This window comes from Commensalibacter melissae, from assembly GCF_009734185.1.
Taxonomy (GTDB): domain Bacteria; phylum Pseudomonadota; class Alphaproteobacteria; order Acetobacterales; family Acetobacteraceae; genus Commensalibacter; species Commensalibacter melissae.
This window is the reverse complement of record NZ_CP046393.1, coordinates 994743-1012965: the sequence shown is the minus strand read 5'-3', so window position 1 is coordinate 1012965 and position 18223 is coordinate 994743. Positions and strand designations below refer to the sequence as shown.

16 protein-coding genes and 1 tRNA gene are annotated in these 18223 nt (G+C 36.5%); 10 read left to right on the top strand and 7 right to left on the bottom strand.

The features are described from left to right. Nucleotides 1–14: 14 nt before the first annotated feature. Both hfq and hflX read left to right on the top strand, forming a co-directional pair. On the top strand, nt 15–287 hold the full coding sequence (hfq, locus tag GN303_RS04440; RefSeq protein WP_110438583.1) for an RNA chaperone Hfq: 273 nt from the start codon (nt 15–17) through the stop codon (nt 285–287). A 12-nt stretch (nt 288–299) separates the two neighbouring features. Then, nucleotides 300–1589: a GTPase HflX gene (hflX, locus tag GN303_RS04435; RefSeq protein ID WP_110437980.1), complete on the top strand. Its 1290-nt coding sequence runs from the start codon at nt 300–302 to the stop codon at nt 1587–1589. 6 nt (nt 1590–1595) lie between these two features. On the opposite strand, the gene GN303_RS04430 is transcribed toward hflX, so the two are convergent. Beyond that, nucleotides 1596–2762: a hypothetical protein gene (locus tag GN303_RS04430; protein ID WP_408735516.1), complete on the bottom strand. Its 1167-nt coding sequence runs from the start codon at nt 2760–2762 to the stop codon at nt 1596–1598. Nucleotides 2763–2859: 97 nt separating this feature from the next. Between GN303_RS04430 and GN303_RS04425 the strand changes: the two genes are divergently transcribed. Continuing rightward, a complete protein-coding gene (locus GN303_RS04425; protein ID WP_110437979.1) occupies nt 2860–3693 on the top strand; it encodes an SDR family NAD(P)-dependent oxidoreductase in 834 nt (277 codons plus the stop codon). 4 nt (nt 3694–3697) lie between these two features. Here GN303_RS04425 and GN303_RS04420 read toward each other — a convergent pair. Then, nucleotides 3698–3772 (bottom strand) — tRNA-Cys (locus tag GN303_RS04420). Between the two features lie 136 nt (nt 3773–3908). Here GN303_RS04420 and GN303_RS04415 point away from each other — a divergent pair. From GN303_RS04415 to msrA, 4 genes are all read left to right on the top strand, one after another. After that, nucleotides 3909–4556, top strand: a complete 648-nt coding sequence (locus GN303_RS04415) for a protein-L-isoaspartate O-methyltransferase family protein (RefSeq protein ID WP_110437978.1) — start codon at nt 3909–3911, stop codon at nt 4554–4556. Between the two features lie 54 nt (nt 4557–4610). Beyond that, nucleotides 4611–6074 (top strand): TolC family outer membrane protein, encoded by a 1464-nt coding sequence (locus GN303_RS04410; protein ID WP_110437977.1) that lies wholly within the window; start codon nt 4611–4613, stop codon nt 6072–6074. 31 nt (nt 6075–6105) lie between these two features. Next, complete coding sequence (locus tag GN303_RS04405; protein ID WP_110437976.1) at nt 6106–8787, top strand: valine--tRNA ligase; 2682 nt, start codon at nt 6106–6108, stop codon at nt 8785–8787. A 118-nt stretch (nt 8788–8905) separates the two neighbouring features. Beyond that, nucleotides 8906–9463 carry a peptide-methionine (S)-S-oxide reductase MsrA gene (gene msrA, locus GN303_RS04400; RefSeq protein ID WP_110437975.1) on the top strand — a complete coding sequence of 186 codons (558 nt, stop codon included), beginning with the start codon at nt 8906–8908 and terminating at the stop codon, nt 9461–9463. A 2-nt stretch (nt 9464–9465) separates the two neighbouring features. Here the strand turns inward: msrA and GN303_RS04395 are convergent, their stop codons facing one another. The 5 genes from GN303_RS04395 to GN303_RS04375 all read right to left on the bottom strand — a co-directional run bounded on the left by GN303_RS04395 (nt 9466) and on the right by GN303_RS04375 (nt 15097). Then, a complete protein-coding gene (locus GN303_RS04395) occupies nt 9466–10797 on the bottom strand; it encodes an ABC transporter ATP-binding protein (RefSeq protein WP_110437974.1) in 1332 nt (443 codons plus the stop codon). A 10-nt stretch (nt 10798–10807) separates the two neighbouring features. Further along, on the bottom strand, nt 10808–12532 hold the full coding sequence (locus GN303_RS04390; protein ID WP_110437973.1) for an ABC transporter permease: 1725 nt from the start codon (nt 12530–12532) through the stop codon (nt 10808–10810). 87 nt (nt 12533–12619) lie between these two features. Further along, the gene (dut, locus tag GN303_RS04385; protein WP_110437972.1) at nt 12620–13078 is read right to left on the bottom strand and encodes a dUTP diphosphatase; all 459 of its coding nucleotides are present in this window, start codon (nt 13076–13078) and stop codon (nt 12620–12622) included. Nucleotides 13079–13083: 5 nt separating this feature from the next. After that, nucleotides 13084–14301, bottom strand: coding sequence for a bifunctional phosphopantothenoylcysteine decarboxylase/phosphopantothenate--cysteine ligase CoaBC (gene coaBC / locus GN303_RS04380; protein WP_110437971.1), 1218 nt, complete (start codon nt 14299–14301; stop codon nt 13084–13086). Nucleotides 14302–14326: 25 nt separating this feature from the next. Further along, the gene (locus GN303_RS04375; protein WP_110437970.1) at nt 14327–15097 is read right to left on the bottom strand and encodes a class I SAM-dependent methyltransferase; all 771 of its coding nucleotides are present in this window, start codon (nt 15095–15097) and stop codon (nt 14327–14329) included. 23 nt (nt 15098–15120) lie between these two features. Here GN303_RS04375 and mutM point away from each other — a divergent pair, with 23 nt between their 5' ends. The 3 genes from mutM (at nt 15121) to dnaA (ending at nt 18135) form a co-directional block, all read left to right on the top strand. After that, nucleotides 15121–15984: a bifunctional DNA-formamidopyrimidine glycosylase/DNA-(apurinic or apyrimidinic site) lyase gene (gene mutM / locus GN303_RS04370; protein WP_110437969.1), complete on the top strand. Its 864-nt coding sequence runs from the start codon at nt 15121–15123 to the stop codon at nt 15982–15984. 107 nt (nt 15985–16091) lie between these two features. Next, entirely contained in the window at nt 16092–16361 is a 270-nt protein-coding gene (gene rpsT, locus GN303_RS04365; RefSeq protein ID WP_110437968.1) for a 30S ribosomal protein S20, read from the top strand. A gap of 232 nt (nt 16362–16593) precedes the next feature. After that, entirely contained in the window at nt 16594–18135 is a 1542-nt protein-coding gene (gene dnaA, locus GN303_RS04360; RefSeq protein ID WP_110437967.1) for a chromosomal replication initiator protein DnaA, read from the top strand. Nucleotides 18136–18223: the final 88 nt, after the last annotated feature.

Sequence of the window (18223 nt, the reverse complement as noted above, 5' to 3'; positions counted from 1 at the left end):
GTAAAGGTTTTATTTTGTCAAAAGATACATATCAAAATATTCAAGATGTTTTTTTAAATCAGATCCGTCGTTCCAAAGTTTCAGTTACTATTTTCTTAGTGAATGGCGTGAAATTACAGGGAATCATTTCTGGATTTGATAATTTCTCCATATTATTACGTAGAGAAAGTCATGCGCAGCTCGTTTATAAACATGCTGTAAGTACGATTATGCCCTCGTCACCTGTTCAACTCCCCTTTAATGTACCTGCAGCGACTTCAACTTCCACAACATCTGAAGAAAAGTGAGAATTTATATTTATGATTGAATCCGATTCAGTGAAATCATCAAATTTTGCTGCAGTCATTGTTCCATGGGATGTAAATCTAAAACAAAATGATAGGAATTCTAAATCTAGGCTTGATGAGATTGTTGGATTAGTATCATCTATTAAAATTGATATTGCCTATAGAGAGATTATAAATATTCGGTCATTCCGTTCTTCAACCTTAATAGGGCGGGGAAATATCGAAAATTTAAAATCTGTTATTATTGAGAAAAAGATTCAAGTTGTTATTTTTGATGCACGTTTAAGTCCAATTCAACAACGAAACCTTGAAAAAGAACTTAATTGTAAGGTTATAGATCGAACAGCCTTAATACTGGATATTTTTGGTGAAAGAGCGCAGACCAGAGAAGGTGTGTTACAGGTTGAACTTGCCCACCTACAATATCAGCGTAGCCGACTGGTTAGATCATGGACTCATTTAGAAAGGCAGAGAGGTGGGTTTGGATTTATGGGGGGGCCCGGTGAAACCCAAATTGAAGCGGATAGAAGGCTGATTGATGAACGGATTACTCGTTTAAAAAAAGATCTTGAGCAGGTTCGAAGGACAAGAGGATTGCATCGTAAGGCTCGAAGAAAAGTCCCTTTTCCTATAATTGCCTTAGTTGGCTATACAAATGCAGGAAAATCCACTTTATTTAATCATTTGACAGGGGCTTCTGTTCATGCTCAGGATCAACTTTTTGCTACACTTGATCCAACCATGCGCAAGATTGATCTGCCATCAGGAAAAACAGTCATTCTTTCTGATACAGTTGGTTTTATTAGCGACCTCCCAACCGAATTGATAGCTGCTTTTAGAGCAACGCTTGAAGAAATTTCCGAAGCGGATATCATATTACATGTAAGAGACATTTCACATCCAGAGACCCGTCAACAACAACAAGATGTTTCTTCTGTATTGGACATGATGGTGAAAGATGATGTATTGAGTGAAAACTGGAGGTCATCGACAATTGAAGTTCTCAATAAAATCGACCTCGTAGATTATACTGAATTAACAGGCAAAAATGATAATATTGTCGGTGTATCTGCCTTGACAGGACAAAATCTACCCTCGCTCATTTCTAAAATTGATCAAAGACTGCAATGTTCAATGGAAAAATTAACATATGCTATTGATATTGTTGATGGTTCAGCTTTAGCATGGCTTTATGATCATGGAGAAATTCTTGAGCGTCATGATAGCGAAAAAATCATTCAGATAACGCTGTTACTTTCTCCTATAGATAGAGCTCGATTTGAACAGCTTTATACGTACTAAAATTTTTTATATTTTCATTTCATACATTCGATGAATTTTATTGGGTTCTGGAACAATCCGTTCAATTAAGTTTCGCATACCATGATTTGTTTCCAAAATCCATCCCAATTCAATTGTTTTATAGGGTAAGACTTCTCCACGTTCAAAAAGTTCGGATATAACCAATGATGGCATCAAAGCTCCCAGAGCTGTATCTCTTATGGATCCACTTATACCAAGCAAAATAACGCGGGCTGAATGAAATTGGTGTCGTAAGATTCGATAAATCAATTTACTATATCCCAAAAGGGATGGATCAGGTCCGATATCAATGATTAAATCATAAATATTGGGAATTACCAAAGCAACAGCCACTGGAATATAATTTTGTTCAACCAGAACAAAATTATCAGGTTTTAGCATGGATTTTAAATCTTTAATTAATACAGACATCTCGATTGAGGTGAGAGGAACAAAGCCCCAAGTATCATGCCATGCATCATTGTAAAGTTGGCGAAGAATTTCACCATCTCTCGCAATTTCTTTTGTATTTAATTTTCTGGTTGTAATGTTACCCAATTTTCCACATCCCATTTTCAAACCTGCAGGTATTTTATGGGCCTGTTTAGCTTGTGGACCGAATTTCATCTGATATGAAAGTAGATCCATGGCTTTTTCAAGACCGACTGCTTCAATATGGTGATGAAGCCAAGTTGGATGCCAGGGAATGGCAACGGTTGGTAAGGCATTTTGCCCTGTTATCATTATCCCTATTTCAGAATTGGCATTTAGAGTATAAGGTCCCCTGATTTTTTCCATGCCATTATGTTTCAACCATTTGGTTGCAGCGTCTATTAATTTTTTTACGACGCATAAATCATCAATTGTATCCAATGCACCGAACAAACCGACAGGTTCCTTCCATTGTCTTAACGCATTCGGATCAATTTGTGCAGAAATACGTCCAACAGGTTGATGATTTTTATATGCTATGAAATATTTTGCTGAACCATATCGAAAAAAAGCTGATTTTTTTGGATCTAATAAGCTTGATTCTTGCCAGTCCAAGGGAGGGACATATCCAGATAAACCTTTATATAGAAGACGTGGCAATTGAATAAAAAGTTTAAGCTGTTGTTTGGTTTGAACAGGAACAATATCAATATTATTCATGGAGCAAGAATTAAGGGACATGTAAAAACCATAGAAATTATGAATTATTATTTTTGAATTTTACCAATGTAAACTATAAAATAGCATTTTCTGCTTTTATATATAAAAGGATTTTGTCTTGATAGATATAAATTTATCAAAAAACAATCAAACCTTAAATTATCAACCAAAAACTCAATTTAATTCTGCAAAAAATATTCTGATTACCGGGGCTTCCAGTGGAATAGGCCAATCGTTGGCAATAGCATGTGCAAACAAAGGCAAAACTCTTTTTTTATGGGGTCGTTCTCAAGAAAAGTTGGATAGAACGGCACAATTATGTCTAAACAAAGGGGCAAAGGTTCAAATATTTAGTATCGATCTTGCAGATTCAAAAAATAGCTTACGCCAACTGGAAACATTATTAAGCAATTATACAATTGATATGGCAATCATGGCTGCCGGTTCTGGGGATATAAGGGAGGATAAAAACAATTTGGAAAGTGATGAGTTATTATTGAAACTGATGCATTTAAATTATGTAACACCATGTGTAATGAGTAATAAAATAGCTCAACAAATGATTGATCGTGGAATTTATGGACAATTGGTCTTTGTCGGTTCGGTTGCTGCATTTCATTCATTGCCTTTTGCAACTGCCTATAGTAGTTCAAAAGCCGGTTTAAGTCGTTTTGTTGATTCTTTGAGAATTTCCGTGAAAAAATGGAATATAAAAATCACTTTAATTACTCCTGGATTTGTCGATACACCCATGAGCCAAAGGTTGGAATGTAACAAACCTTTTATGATTTCATTAGAAACCGCAACTCAAAAAATAATTAAAGCGGTTAATGAGGGAAAAGCAGAGCTAATTATGCCTAAATTGTTTGTTTATCTAAAATGGATTGATCTTGTTATGCCTAACAGATTAAAAGACTTTATTCTCTCTCATCTTAGAGTGAAACAATCTTGAGATCTGGAGGTCCGGGAGGGAATTGAACCCCCGTAAACGGATTTGCAATCCGCTGCATGAGCCACTCTGCCACCGGACCATTTGATCAAGCTATTGCCTATATCAATGAAATTGGTAAAAAGGTCAAGAAAAAAATGTATAAAAACTTTACTTTTCATATTTGAGTAGTTCATGGTATTAATTTTGAAAGCATAGATATAGAGATTTTATAAACAATGACCCATCCGAATTTTGATTTTGTTCAGGCCCGGCAAAACATGATTGAAAATCAGTTACGTCCAGCTGAAGTCAGTCATGTTAAATTAATAGAAATAATGCGTGTTTTACCACGCGAATATTGTGTTCTGAATAACCAAAAAGAAATGGCTTATTCAGATATTAATATTTCACTTTTTGATCAACGGTATCTTAGTGAGCCAAGAGTGCTTGCCAGACTTGTTCAACTAGCAAATATTGAAGCAAAGCAAAAAATATTGGTTATTGGTGCAGGGACTGGATATCTTTCAGCCATTATTTCCTTAATGGGTGCGGAAGTATATGCATTGGAAGAAAATGAAAAGTTGTCTGTTATTGGAAAAAAATTCTGTAATAAATATGCATCTGACGTGCAATGGTGTGATGGAATATTACAGGATGGATATCCAAAAAATAAATTTTATGATGCCATAATAATTGACGGCTGTATTAAGGAAATTTCAAAAAAACTGATTGATCAATTAAATAAAAATGGTCATATTATTACGGTATTAAAAAAAGATGGTGATATAGGTCATGCAGTTACAGCAAAAAAGATTGATGAAGGTATAGTAATACAAAAAAGTTTTTATGCTGCCTTACCTTATTTACCAGAATTCATGAAATAATTTATATTTTTTAGCTGCTATTTTATTTTGAAATGTTATTAATAAGGTATTATCATGATCGTCAATCGTAATTTTGGAATAAGTTTATTAACATTTTTTGCATCGACTACTGTATATGCTCAAAATTATGATGGATCAGGTATGCCAAGTTTTATTCCGCATACGCTTGAAGAAGCTCTGGCGACAGCTTATCTAACCAATCCAGATTTGCAACAGGAACGTGCCAGCTTGAGAGCCGTGGATGAACAGGTTTCGACAGCACATGCAGGTTGGAGACCGACTATCACGACTGGTTTGACTGGTGTTGTGACAGAGGGTTATAACTTAGGTGTGTCTGAACCGGCATTAGGTGCTGCAGGAGTTCATTATCCTAAATCTACTACAGAACAAAAATCAGGTGGACGACTTGGATATGGTGCAAATGTTAATATAACACAACCTATTTATCAGGGTGGGAAAACGACTGCTCAAACGCATGAGGCAATAAACAAGGTCATGGCTGAAAGGGCAAAACTTTTATCAACTGAACAAAAGGTTTTTAGCAAGGTTATTGATGCTTATGTAGCTGTTATACAATATCAGCAGTTGTTACAGATTAATATTAACAATGAAAAAATTCTGGCTGAACAGGTCAAGGCCACACATCAGCGTTTTAATCTTGGAGAAGTTACGCGAACCGATTCTGCACAGGCGGAAGCGGCATTAGCCGCAGCACGAGCACAGCGTCAAACGACTGAAGGAGATTTGCGTGGTGCTGAGGCAACCTATACCCAAGTTGTGGGGATTGCGCCAGCTCCTAATCTCAAACCACCTCAACCTTTGATTTTACCGATCAAAACAGAACAGGAAGCAATTGCACAGGCAGCATCAAACAATCCAGACGTGATTTCAGCCCTGTTTACTGAAGCATCACAAAAAGATGATGTAAATGTGGCTATATCGGAAATTATGCCTAAGCTTAATGCTTCTTTATCCTATCAACGCATGGTCAATCAAGGAGTAGGACAAAATACATCAGATCAAAAAATGGGTATGTTGCAATTAAACATTCCCATTTATCAAAGTGGTGCGGAATATTCTAAAATACGTGAAGCAAAACAGTTGGCTCAGGCTGCACATCGTCAAGTCAGTTCTCAACGAAGAAGTGCCATGCAGCTTGCCTCTACAAACTGGCAAAAATTAATGGCAGCCAAAGCGGCCATAGCAAGCAACCGTGCCGCCATTGCGTCAAATATCATTGCTTTGGCTGGTGTTGAAAAACAGGCTGTTGTTGGAACAAGTACAACATTGGAAATGTTACAACAGCAACAAACCTTGTTAAATTCACAAACCACACTTATTCAGAATTTAAGCTCAATGGTAACGGCATCTTATAGTATTGCTTCAGCCATTGGGCGTTTAACGGCACAAGACCTTAAACTGAATGTTCCCCATTATGATTATACAGCATATTATAATGCTGTTAAAAACAGATGGTGGGGTATGAGTGACTACGCACAGGATCAACCTGGACGTTAATAATTTTTCTTTAGTATAATAAATATAATAAATGTTAGATAAAAAATTTAATCCATCTGCTTGTGAAAACGATTTATACCATATATGGGAAAAAAATGGTTCTTTTTCAGCCAATCCGGAAATAAATGAAAGAAAACCTTTTGCCATAATGATCCCGCCACCAAATGTGACGGGTACCTTGCACATAGGACATGCCCTAACGATGACCTTACAGGATACCCTTGTAAGGTTTCGTCGTATGCAGGGATATGATGTGTTGTGGCAACCAGGTACGGATCATGCCGGTATTTCGACTCAATTGGTTGTTGATCGTCAATTAACAGCTCAAGGCATTGATCGTAAAATCTTGGGTAGGGAAAAATTTATTGAACGTGTCTGGCAATGGAAAGAGGAATCTGGTGGTCAAATTACCCAACAATTGAGACGGGTTGGTGCATCTCTTGATTGGAGGAGAGAGCGCTTTACAATGGATGAAGGTTTGTCTGAAGCTGTTAAAAAAGTCTTCATCACGCTTTATCGAGAAGGGTTGATTTATCAGGATAAGCGTTTGGTGAACTGGGATCCTGTTTTCAGATCTGCCGTTTCCGATCTTGAAGTCGAAAATAGAGAAATACAGGGAAATCTCTGGTATATCAAATACCCGTTAGTAGAGGATAATACTCAATTTATCATTATTGCAACAACTCGTCCAGAAACAATGTTGGGTGATACTGCAATCGCTGTTCATCCAGAAGATGACCGTTATAAAGATCTGATAGGCAAAAAAGTTGTTGTTCCATTAACTAATCGTGAAATTATAATTGTTGCCGATGAATATTCAGATCCTGAAAAAGGTACAGGAGCAGTGAAAATTACACCTGCTCATGATTTTAATGATTTTGAAGTAGGTCGTCGTCACAACCTGAAATTGATAACAATTTTGGATGAAAGTGCAGCAATTGATCTAAATGAGTTAACTGACAATGAAAAATCAGATTTTATATGTTCTTTACGATCATTACCTCGTGATAAAGCACGCAAAATCATTGTCGAAGAATTAAAAAAGCTTGAATATATTGAAAAAATAGAATCGCATAAACATCAGGTTCCTCATGCTGAACGTGGAGGGGCAGTTATTGAACCTAGATTAACCACACAATGGTATTGTGACGCAAAAACGCTTTCTGAACCTGCTATCAGGGCGGTACAATCGGGAAGGATGAAATTCGTTCCCAAACAATGGGAAAACACTTTTTTTGCTTGGATGAGGGATCTGCAACCCTGGTGTATAAGTCGCCAATTATGGTGGGGGCATCAAATACCCGCGTGGTATGGTCCTGATAATACTGTTTTTGTAGCCTATGATGAAAACGAGGCTAAACAGCAAGCATTAAAATATTATGGATGTGAGCAGGAATTACGAAGAGATGAAGATGTTTTGGATACATGGTTTTCATCCGCATTGTGGCCATTTTCGACATTGGGGTGGCCAAATGAAACAATAGAGCTAGACCGTTATTATCCCGGAAACGTGTTGATAACAGGTTTTGATATCATTTTCTTTTGGGTTGCGAGAATGATGATGATGGGAATGCATTTTATGAAAGATATTCCCTTTAAAACCATTTATTTACATGGACTTGTACGTGACGAAAAAGGTCAAAAAATGTCCAAAACCAAAGGGAATGGTATCGATCCTATTGAAATAATCGACGAGTTCGGTGCTGATGCAATGCGATTCACTATTTGCGCTTTGACAGGGCCGGGTCGAGATATCAAACTAGGTAAAAAACGTATTGAGGAATATCGTACATTCATCACCAAGTTATGGAATGCTGCACGATTTTGCGAAATGAATCAAGTGACTGAAAATACCGAATTTTCACTATCCGATATTCAGTTATCCCTAAGTCAATGGATTTTAGCAGAATTATCAAAAACGATTAGACAGGCCACAGCTGCTCTGGATAATTTTCGTTATGATGAATATGCTTCTGTTTGTTATCATTTTACATGGGATAAATTTTGTGATTGGTTTTTAGAATTTGCAAAATCAGCGTTTCAAAAAAATAACCACGATACAGTAAAAGAAGTTAGAACAATCACTGCTTTTGTATTAAAGAATTTGTTAAAAATTTTACATCCCGTTATTCCGTTTGTAACAGAAATTATTTGGGCTGAATTTGGATTTGGTAAAAAAGGAAGCCTGATCACGTCTTCATGGCCAAAAAGTTATGAATTGGAGACAGCTATTTCTCAAAAGGCAAATGATGAAATAGATTTTATAATAAAATTAATAACTGAAATTCGTGTTTTAAAAGCTGAAATGAATATCCCGCCAGCAAAATTAATACCTGTTCTGGTTAAATATATTGATCAAAAACATTTCCAAATTATTGAACAATGGTCAGATGCCATTGGCAGAATGGCCAGAGTGCAATCTATTGCCAAATTACAGAATGAAATACCATCTGGTTCGATTCAAACAGTTATAGATGATACAATCTTAGTTTTACCTTTACAAGGCATTATTGATATAAAGAAAGAAAAAGAACGCTTAACAAAGGAAATCGAAAAAATTGCATTGGAAATTGAACAGCTGAATAAAAAATTATCCAACCAGAATTTTCTTAGTAAGGCAAGACCTGAAATTGTTGAAGAAAATCGTGAACGGTTAAAACAGTTAGAAAAATCTGAAAAGCGATTTAAAACCGCTTTATTGCATTTAAATTAAAAGTAAAATTTTCAACTATTAAGGATGTTGAAAAGGTAATTCAATATCCTTTTAATTGTACAAATATCATGGTTGGATTATTCATCGAAAAAATTTATCTTGTATATAAGGAAAAAATATGCATGGAAATGAAAAAAATCAATTGACAAACAATATAGTTTTGGGTGGTGGATGTTTTTGGTGTATAGAAGCAATTTTAAAAAATGTTAAGGGTATCCATACTATTATACCTGGTTATTCAGGAGGATATACTGAAAACCCAACTTATAAGGAGGTATGCACTAATCAAACTGGGCATGCCGAAGTGGTAAAAATCATTTATGATCCTGATACTATTAGTCTTGATTACATATTAAAATTATTTTTTGTTATTCACGATCCCACGACGAAAGATCGACAAGGTGGAGATATCGGTTCGCAATATCGTTCAATAATTTTACCCGCATCTGTAGAGCAGGAAAAAATTGCCTATAAAGTTAAAAAAGAAATTCAAGATGAAAAAATATGGAAAAATCCAATTGTAACAGAAATTAAAATGCTGGATAAATTCTATCCAGCTGAAAAAGAACATCAAAATTATTTTGAATTACATCCTGAAGTGGCTTATTGTCAGGCTGTAATTGAACCAAAAGTCCGAAAATTCCGACAGAAATTTATCGACTACCTAAAAAAATAATATTATGATTTATCAATATTCTTGTCATCTTCATCAAGGAAAAACTGGTCAGTTTCCTCATCAAAATCAAAAATTTCTGCATATCTGACCCAACCAATAATGGTTAACAAAGTCTGACGTGCAGAATTTGGTGACATGGTATCAGTCAATTCATCGCGGAACCTTTCAGCACTTGCTCTATGGTTGGGTCGTTCATCCAGAATGGAACGTATCGAACGAATCAATGAAACATTCTTTATCAAACTCTTACGGAAAATATCCTTACGTTCTTCCAATTCAGAATTAACAAGTTTTTTTCCCAATTCAGTTAGGCGGATATCACCTTCGGCCATATCAGCGAATTCAAGCATTTGCAAGGTTTCACCAATAGGCAGTAAATCATCCAGCTCCATTTGCAGACTCTTGGCCAATTGAGGCAAATCTGCCTTTCCACAATAGGGTTCTGTATATAATGTTTCCATCATACCGATCATAAGATTCATTGACATACGTGGAAGCGCTGCATAACGATTATTTACCGCTTGTTTCATATCGATATTGTTTGGATCGACATTGATTGGATCACGATGAGTCATGAGAATATAAATCCGGTCAACAAATTGTCGAAAAGCTGGATCTTCCCGATTACGGGGATGAGGAAACGTAACTTCCAACTCGTGGGCAATTGTACCCGGATTTGAAGAAAATATAAGTAAACGGTCACACATCAATACAGCTTCCTCGATACTATGTGTAACAATCAAAATGGATTTTACTGGTAATTTTTTTTCTACCCACAGTTCAATAAGATCAGTTCTTAAATTTTCAGCTGTAAGAACATCAAGGGCAGAAAAAGGTTCATCCATCAATAAAAGATCTGGATGCACTACCAACGCTCTTGCCAATCCAACACGTTGACGCATTCCACCCGAAAGCTCTTTTGGGTAAGCCTTTTCATAACCCCCTAAACCAATAAGATCTATTGCCTCTTCACTTAACTGTTCCATATTTTTTCGTGGGGTGTTTTTTGCTTCAAGTCCCAACTGAACATTATCTTGTACAGTCAACCATGGAAAAAGAGCGAAAGATTGAAAAACCATTGCTACATCCTTTGCCGGACCTGACAATAATTGGTTTTTCCATTTTACCTCTCCTTTGCTTGGTGGGGTTAAACCAGCAATAATTCTCAATAAAGTGGATTTTCCAGAGCCAGAGCGTCCCAATAATCCAACAATCTCCCCTTGTTTCAAGGTTAAATTGACGTTATCTAAAACCACCAATTCAGAATTATTATCTTTTTTATATGATTTTTGACAATTCTTGATTTGAAGTAAAATATCCTGTTTTTGATTCATGGTTTTTTCCTTAGATAAAGGACAAGCGTCGTTGCGCAAAACTATATAAAGGATGCCAGACAATCCGATTGAAAAGAATGACAAAGGCCGACATTACAACCATGCCAAGTCCGACCTTAAATGTATTGCCCATTTCTGTTGCAAGTGCGATATATGATCCCAAACCTTCAGCAATCAAGGTTGTATTGCCCCAACTTGCTAATTCTGCAGCGATGGAAGCATTCCAAGCTCCTCCACATGCAGTGAGTGCTCCAGTAACATAATAGGGAAAAATGGCAGGCAACATAATCTTAAACCACCATAGTTTTCCATGGATTTGTAAATTGTTTACCACCTCTCTCAAATCACCGGGAAAATTTGAGGCGCCACCAACAACATTAAATAAAATGTACCATTGTGTTCCCAATATCATCAATGGCGTCAACCAAATATTACTACTTAAGTGAAAATGAACAATTCCAACAACAAAAAACGGAAAAAACAGATTGGCTGGAAAGGCAGCCATGAATTGCGCGATAACCTGTGTTCTTTTTGCCCATTTGGGACGTAATCCCAACCATATTCCTGCAGGTACCCAAATGATACTTGCCAGAATTATCATGCTTATAACTCTTAAAAGTGTTAAAAATCCCAGCCAGATAACATATAAAATTTCATGAATGGTCAATTGGTTATGGACAGTGTGATAAATGTAAAAACCAGCGATTATGCCCAGAAAACATAATACAGAAATATAAATGACATCTGATGTTTTTGTTGCAGTGAATTTTTCATTGAAAAAATTATTTTTCCTGCCAAGAGGCAGGTTGGCAATCTTATGCATTAATTTACCAATAAAGGTCATTACCCACCGAATAAAATAGGTTTTATGTATAAGACGTAAAAACCAAGGAGCAGTGTCTGTTTCGCTTTGTGTAGTTTCAAACCTAAATTTTGAAGACCATGCAACCAAGGGACGGAATAGTAATTGGTCATATGCCAAAATAACAAACAACATTGCTCCAATTGCATAAAAAATTGCGGCCAGATTTCTTTGTTCAATTGCCATACCTACATACGATCCTATTCCAGGCAAAACAATGTTTGTATTTCCAACAGTGATTGTTTCTGAATAGACAATCATGAACCAGCCACCGGACATGGACATCATCATATTCCAGATCAATCCTGGAATAGCGAATGGAACTTCCAGTTTCCAAAAACGTTGCCATCCAGTTAAACCAAAACAACGTGCGGCTTCTTCCATATCAGGAGGTATCGTTTTGAGGGATTGATACAAACTAAATGCCATATTCCATGCCTGACTGGTAAAAATCGTAAATATTGCAGCCAGTTCGGCACCAAGAATTTTGCCGGGAAATAATCCCATAAAAAAGACAACTGTAAAGGTTAAAAACCCTAAAATGGGCACAGATTGCAATATATCGAGAACAGGAATTAGCAGCATTTCCGCCTTACGACTTTTGGCTGCCAAGACTGCGTATCCAAAGGTAAAAAGTAAAGAAGCGAAAAGAGCGGCAAACATGCGTAAAGTTGTACGCATGGCATATCCTGGCAAATAGATGGGATCCAGGTGTATAAGTTGCGCATTTGGCATATTCAAGGGTTGTATAACGTGCCGTGTAGCTGTTGCAATCGATACCCCTAGTGCAATCACACATATAATGGTGATTGCATCAAAAATATTTGGTTTCGATTGAACAGTTACGCTGGCGGGAATATTCTGTTTTTTCATTTGCCCGCCTAGTCCTCTTAATTGTATTTTATTGTTAGATTGAACGATAATTATTCACTAAACTCGATCATATTTTATAAAAAATGATCAGACACCCGTACTTCCAAAACCTCCACACGATCGTTCCGTTTCTTCAAGAATATCTGTTTCTTCCCAAACTGCCCGAATAACTGGGGCTATAATAGCTTGCGCAATGCGCATACCACGTTCGACGACAAAGGATTCTTTCCCAGTGTTCAATAAAATCACTTTAACTTCACCACGATAATCTTCATCAATCGTACCGGGAGAATTGGGAAGTAATATTCCATGTTTCAGGGCCAATCCTGATCTGGGACGAATTTGCAACTCATAATTATGGGGTAAAGCTATCTGTAACCCTGTAGGAATAAGCGCTATTTCTTGCGATAAGATTGTAATCGGTTCATTAACGGCAGCCAGTAAGTCCATTCCTGCCGCACCAATGGTTGCATAAGAAGGGAGTGGCAGTTCTATGGAATGTGCCAGCCTTTTTACTCGAATTCTAGGAAAGGGTGCCAAGGACATGTTAATTACCCCCTATTTTCTGATTTGAAAAATGTAATGATTTCCTGCGTCAAAAGATATCCAATCTTTTCTTTACTGGCTCTCTCAAAATGCTGCTTACCAAAGGATGACAGAATTGTCACCTCATTTTCTGAGCCCCCCATGATATTTGTTGAAGATCGGACATCGTTAACAACTATCCAATCGCAACCTTTACGTATTCTTTTATCAACTGCATTTTTTAAATGGTTTTCAGTCTCCGCTGCGAATCCGATAACAAGTTTTGGACGATTATTTTTAAGTTGAGAAATTTTTGCAAGAATATCAGGATTGATTTCCATTTCCAGAATTGGTAGGAGAATATCCGCTGTCTTTTTGATTTTATGTTTGGCAATATTCCTGACTCGCCAATCAGAAACTGCAGCAGTCATAACAGCCATATCTACAGGTAAATGTGCAAGACATGCATCTAGCATTTCATTAGCTGTCCTAACTTTTACGGTGTTTATATTGTCAGGTGGTGATAGTGATACGGGTCCTGAAATCAGGGTAACCTCTGCACCAGCATCCCGTAAGCTTTCTGCAATGGCATAACCTTGTCTGCCTGATGAATAATTACCTATAAAACGGATAGGGTCAATCGGTTCGAAAGTTGGACCAGCTGTGACAAGTGCTTTCTTGCCTTCCAAGGGGCGATCAGGCGCCAAGATATTACGAATATGATCTGTAAATTTATCTGGAGAGATAAGGCGTCCATAACCATACTCTCCACAGGCCATCCTTCCTTTTGCGGGTCCTGCAATGACCATATTTCTTTCTTTAAGTGTTTGTATATGATTTTGTGTAATAGGATTTTCCCACATATGAACATTCATTGCCGGAGCAATAAGAACAGGCATAGTTGGTGGAGCGGCTAAAATAATAGTGCTGGCAAGATTATCGGCAATACCCAAGGCAATTTTTGCAATCAAATTGGCAGAGGCGGGATAGATAATTATGATATCCGCTTCTCTGGTTAATGAAATATGTTCAATATTATGATTTTGGGTCAATGAAAATAAATCTTGATAAACTTCATTGCCACTTAAGGTTTGCAAAGATAGGGGAGTGATGAATTCAGCCCCTGATTGCGTCAAAACACATTTTACATTATGATGATTTTTGCGAAATAGACTTATGAGTTCTAAAGCTTTATAGGCTGCTATTCCGCCAGAAATGATTAGTAAAATGTTTTTGGGTACCATGGAATTTTTTTCAAATTGTAACTAATTATATGCGCCAACCTGAATGGATTGCTGCTATTCCACCGGAAAGGTTTTGATAAGTAACACGTTCCAATCCAGCCTGTTCCATTAGAGATTTAAGTGTTTCTTGATCTGGAAAAGTACGAATGCTTTCTGCCAGATATTGGTAGCTATCACGATCCTTGGCAATAATTTGACCTATACGTGGCAATGCCTGAAAAGACCATGCATCATATAGAGGGCGTAAAAAGGGAATAATCAATTTAGAAAATTCAAGACATAAAAATCTCCCCCCCGGTTTTAATACCCGTCTTGCCTCTTCTAGAACTTGATTCTTGTGTGTACAATTTCTCAATCCAAATGAAATAGTTACACGATCAACAGATCGATCAGGCAAACAAATTTTCTCCCCATCAACACAAAAAAGATGGATATTGTCCACATATCCACGGTCAAGTGCACGTTCCTGACCTACATGAAGCATACTGTAATTAACATCTGTTAAAAAAACCGTGCCACCTCCACGATTTAACCAACCAAAACTTATGTCTCCTGTACCTCCAGCCAAATCAAGTAATGTTAAATTGGGAGTGGGATGTAGCTCTTGAATAAATATCTGTTTCCAAACCCGATGAATGCCCAATGACATTAAATCATTCATTATATCATATTTTTGTGCGACACTATCAAAAACAGCCTTTACCATTGAAGGTTTTTCTTTATCATTAACTTGTCGAAATCCAAAATCGGTAATATGTTCGTTGGATTGAAAAGCGGTATCATTATTATTTTTCATACGATTAATTTTCAGAAAAACTTATGCCAGAATTGCCCGAAGTAGAAATAATTAGACGTGGATTGGAAAAAAAATTGATAAATCATACAATCCAAAGCGTTCAACGCCATCGAATTAACCTACGTCAATCTATACCTATAACATTAGAAACATGCTTGGCAAATACCAGAATTATAAAATTTAATAGACGTGGCAAATATATTTTAATGGAATTAAGCAACGGATTGACTGTTTTATTTCACTTGGGAATGTCTGGAAAAATTATCGTGCAACCTTCTGGATCAGGTTATGAAAAACAAAAACACGAACATCTAACAATATTAACCTATGAAGGTGAATGTCTTCAGTTTATAGATCCAAGGCGTTTTGGAATAATAGATTTGTTTCCAACAAATACGACACATAATCTTTTAAAAATGATGGGACCAGAACCTTTGCCCGATACAGGGATTAATGTTTCCTCTCACCAGGCGATATTATGTGATTATCTTCATGAAAAATTTAAACTTAAAAAACAATCTATTAAAAATACAATGCTTGATCAACGTGTTATTGCTGGGTTAGGTAATATCTATGTTTGTGAATCTTTATTTCTTGCTGGAATTTCACCTTTTCAAAGTGCGTGTGAATTAAAAAGACAAGAAATTCTGTTATTGATTCAGTCCATTCAATCCATTTTGCTTAAAGCGATCGAGTCAGGAGGATCTAGTATGCGTGATTATGTTCATTCAAATGGTGAAAAAGGTTATTTCCAAATGCAATGGAATGTTTATGGAAAAGAAGGCGAATTGTGTAATTACTGTTTACAAAAGGGAAGAAAAACAGTTATAAAAAGAGCGGTTCAGGCAGGGCGTTCAAGTTTTTATTGCGAAATTTGCCAAAAATGAAAAAATCATTGAATAATTCGCTTGACGTATGAACAGTAAGCTATTAATAACATGCATTAATGTGTAGTATTAATCCATTTAAACGAAAATAGACAAACAGGAAATCCATGGCGAATATCGCATCTGCGCGTAAGCGTATACGTCAAACTTTAAAACGCACTGAACGTAATAAGGCTCGCAAGTCGCGGGTTCGTACTTTTGTAAAAAAAGTTGAAGAAGCTCTTTTGGCAGGGAACAAAGAAGGCGCTGTTGAAGCACTTCGTCATGCACAGCCAGAATTGCAAAGAGCATGCACAAAAGGTATTATGCACAAAAATACTGTTGCTCGTAAAATTTCTCGCTTGGCAGGAAAGATAAAGAATTTAAAAACAGCTTAATTATTGGCTTAAATATATACAGCAAATTACACATTTTGCTGTAAACTCGCTTTATAAAAGAAAACCGACGAATGAATATCATTCATCGGGTTTTTTTTACTTTAAATGTTGAAATAATAAATTATAATCAGGAAAATTTTGGTACTTTATAAAAGTGTAAAAGAGGTGTATTTTAAAGAAACCGTTATAAAACATCCGCTTACTTTTCATATTCAATAAGTTTTCTTCACGTATGTCCGAACCCACAAACGAATCTCAAGAATTTAAATTATCGCTTCAGGATGCAGACCCCAATACGCTTAAATCAATATTGGAAATACATTGGGGGCGTATTTGTAGCCGTCTGCAGGTTGAAGTTGGTGAGGTGGAATATCGTACATGGTTGAAGCAAATAACGCTTGGCGCAATTGATGAAGATGAACTGACCTTATATCTACCCACTCGTTTTCTAAGAGATTGGGTTAGAGCTCAATACAACAACAAGTTAAATCAGTTATGGCATGCTGAACTACCTCAAATTCGTCGAGTAGAGTTAAAACTGGCTTCAAAAATTGACAATGATCAAAATTTATTTCATAAAAATAGTTCTGATGCGGAAAAATATTCTGGCATAGATAATATTAAAACAGAATTCTCAAACCAACAAAAATCAGATACTAAACTCAATCATATTAAGGAAGCCCATTCAATAAATGTTATCAATAATGATACCAGTTTAGCAGATAAGGCAAAAGAAGAAGATAAGCTTCCTTTACATTTACAATTAGATCCACGATTTACCTTCGAAAATTTTATAGTCGGTAAACCAAATGAATTTGCCTATGCGTGTTCAAGAAGAGTGGCTGAATGCCCTTCAAGCACAGGGTTTAATCCATTATTTCTATATGGTGGGGTAGGATTGGGTAAGACCCATTTGATGCATGCAATCGGATTTGAATTGGCAAAGGCAGGAAATATTTCAATTTCCTATATGTCAGCTGAAAAATTTATGTACCGTTTTATTGCCTCTATTCGTTCTCAATCCACAATAGAATTTAAGGAAGAATTGCGATCGGTTGATGTTTTGATGATTGATGATTTACAGTTTTTAATTGGCAAAGATAATACACAAGAGGAATTTTTCCATACATTCAATGCCTTGATTGATGCGGGTCGCCAAATCATCGTATCTGCCGATAAATCACCTTCTGATTTATCGGGGCTGGAAGATCGTTTGCGTACACGATTAGGGTGCGGAATGGTTGCTGATATTCATGCTACAACTTATGAATTAAGAATTTCCATTTTAGAAGCTAAGGCGGCATCCGCCAAGGTAGTTATCTCACCAAAAGTGATGGAATTTCTGGCTCATAAAATTACTACAAATGTAAGAGAGCTCGAAGGGGCTCTAAACCGTTTAATCGCACATGCAAATCTTTTCGGACGTCCCATAACACTGGAAGCAACCCAAGAAGTTCTTCATGATATCTTAAAATCCCATGAACGACGTGTTACAATTGAGGAGATTCAAAGAAAGGTTGCTGAACACTGCAATATTCGTCAAACGGACATGACATCTGCCCGACGAGCCCGTGCGGTTGCACGACCAAGACAGATCGCAATGTATTTGGCGAAACAATTAACAAGCAGGTCATTACCTGAAATTGGCAGAAAATTCGGGAACAGGGATCATACTACCGTGATGCATGCTATTAGTAGAGTGGCTGAATTGATGGAAAAAGATTCTGCATTTGCTGAAGATGTGGAGTTACTTCGCAGAATGTTGGAAACTTAAGACATTTTCCTGTGGTATTTATTTTAGAATACTGCTAAACATTATAATTTATAGCATTTTATATTGTTTATATATATCTTGAATAGGT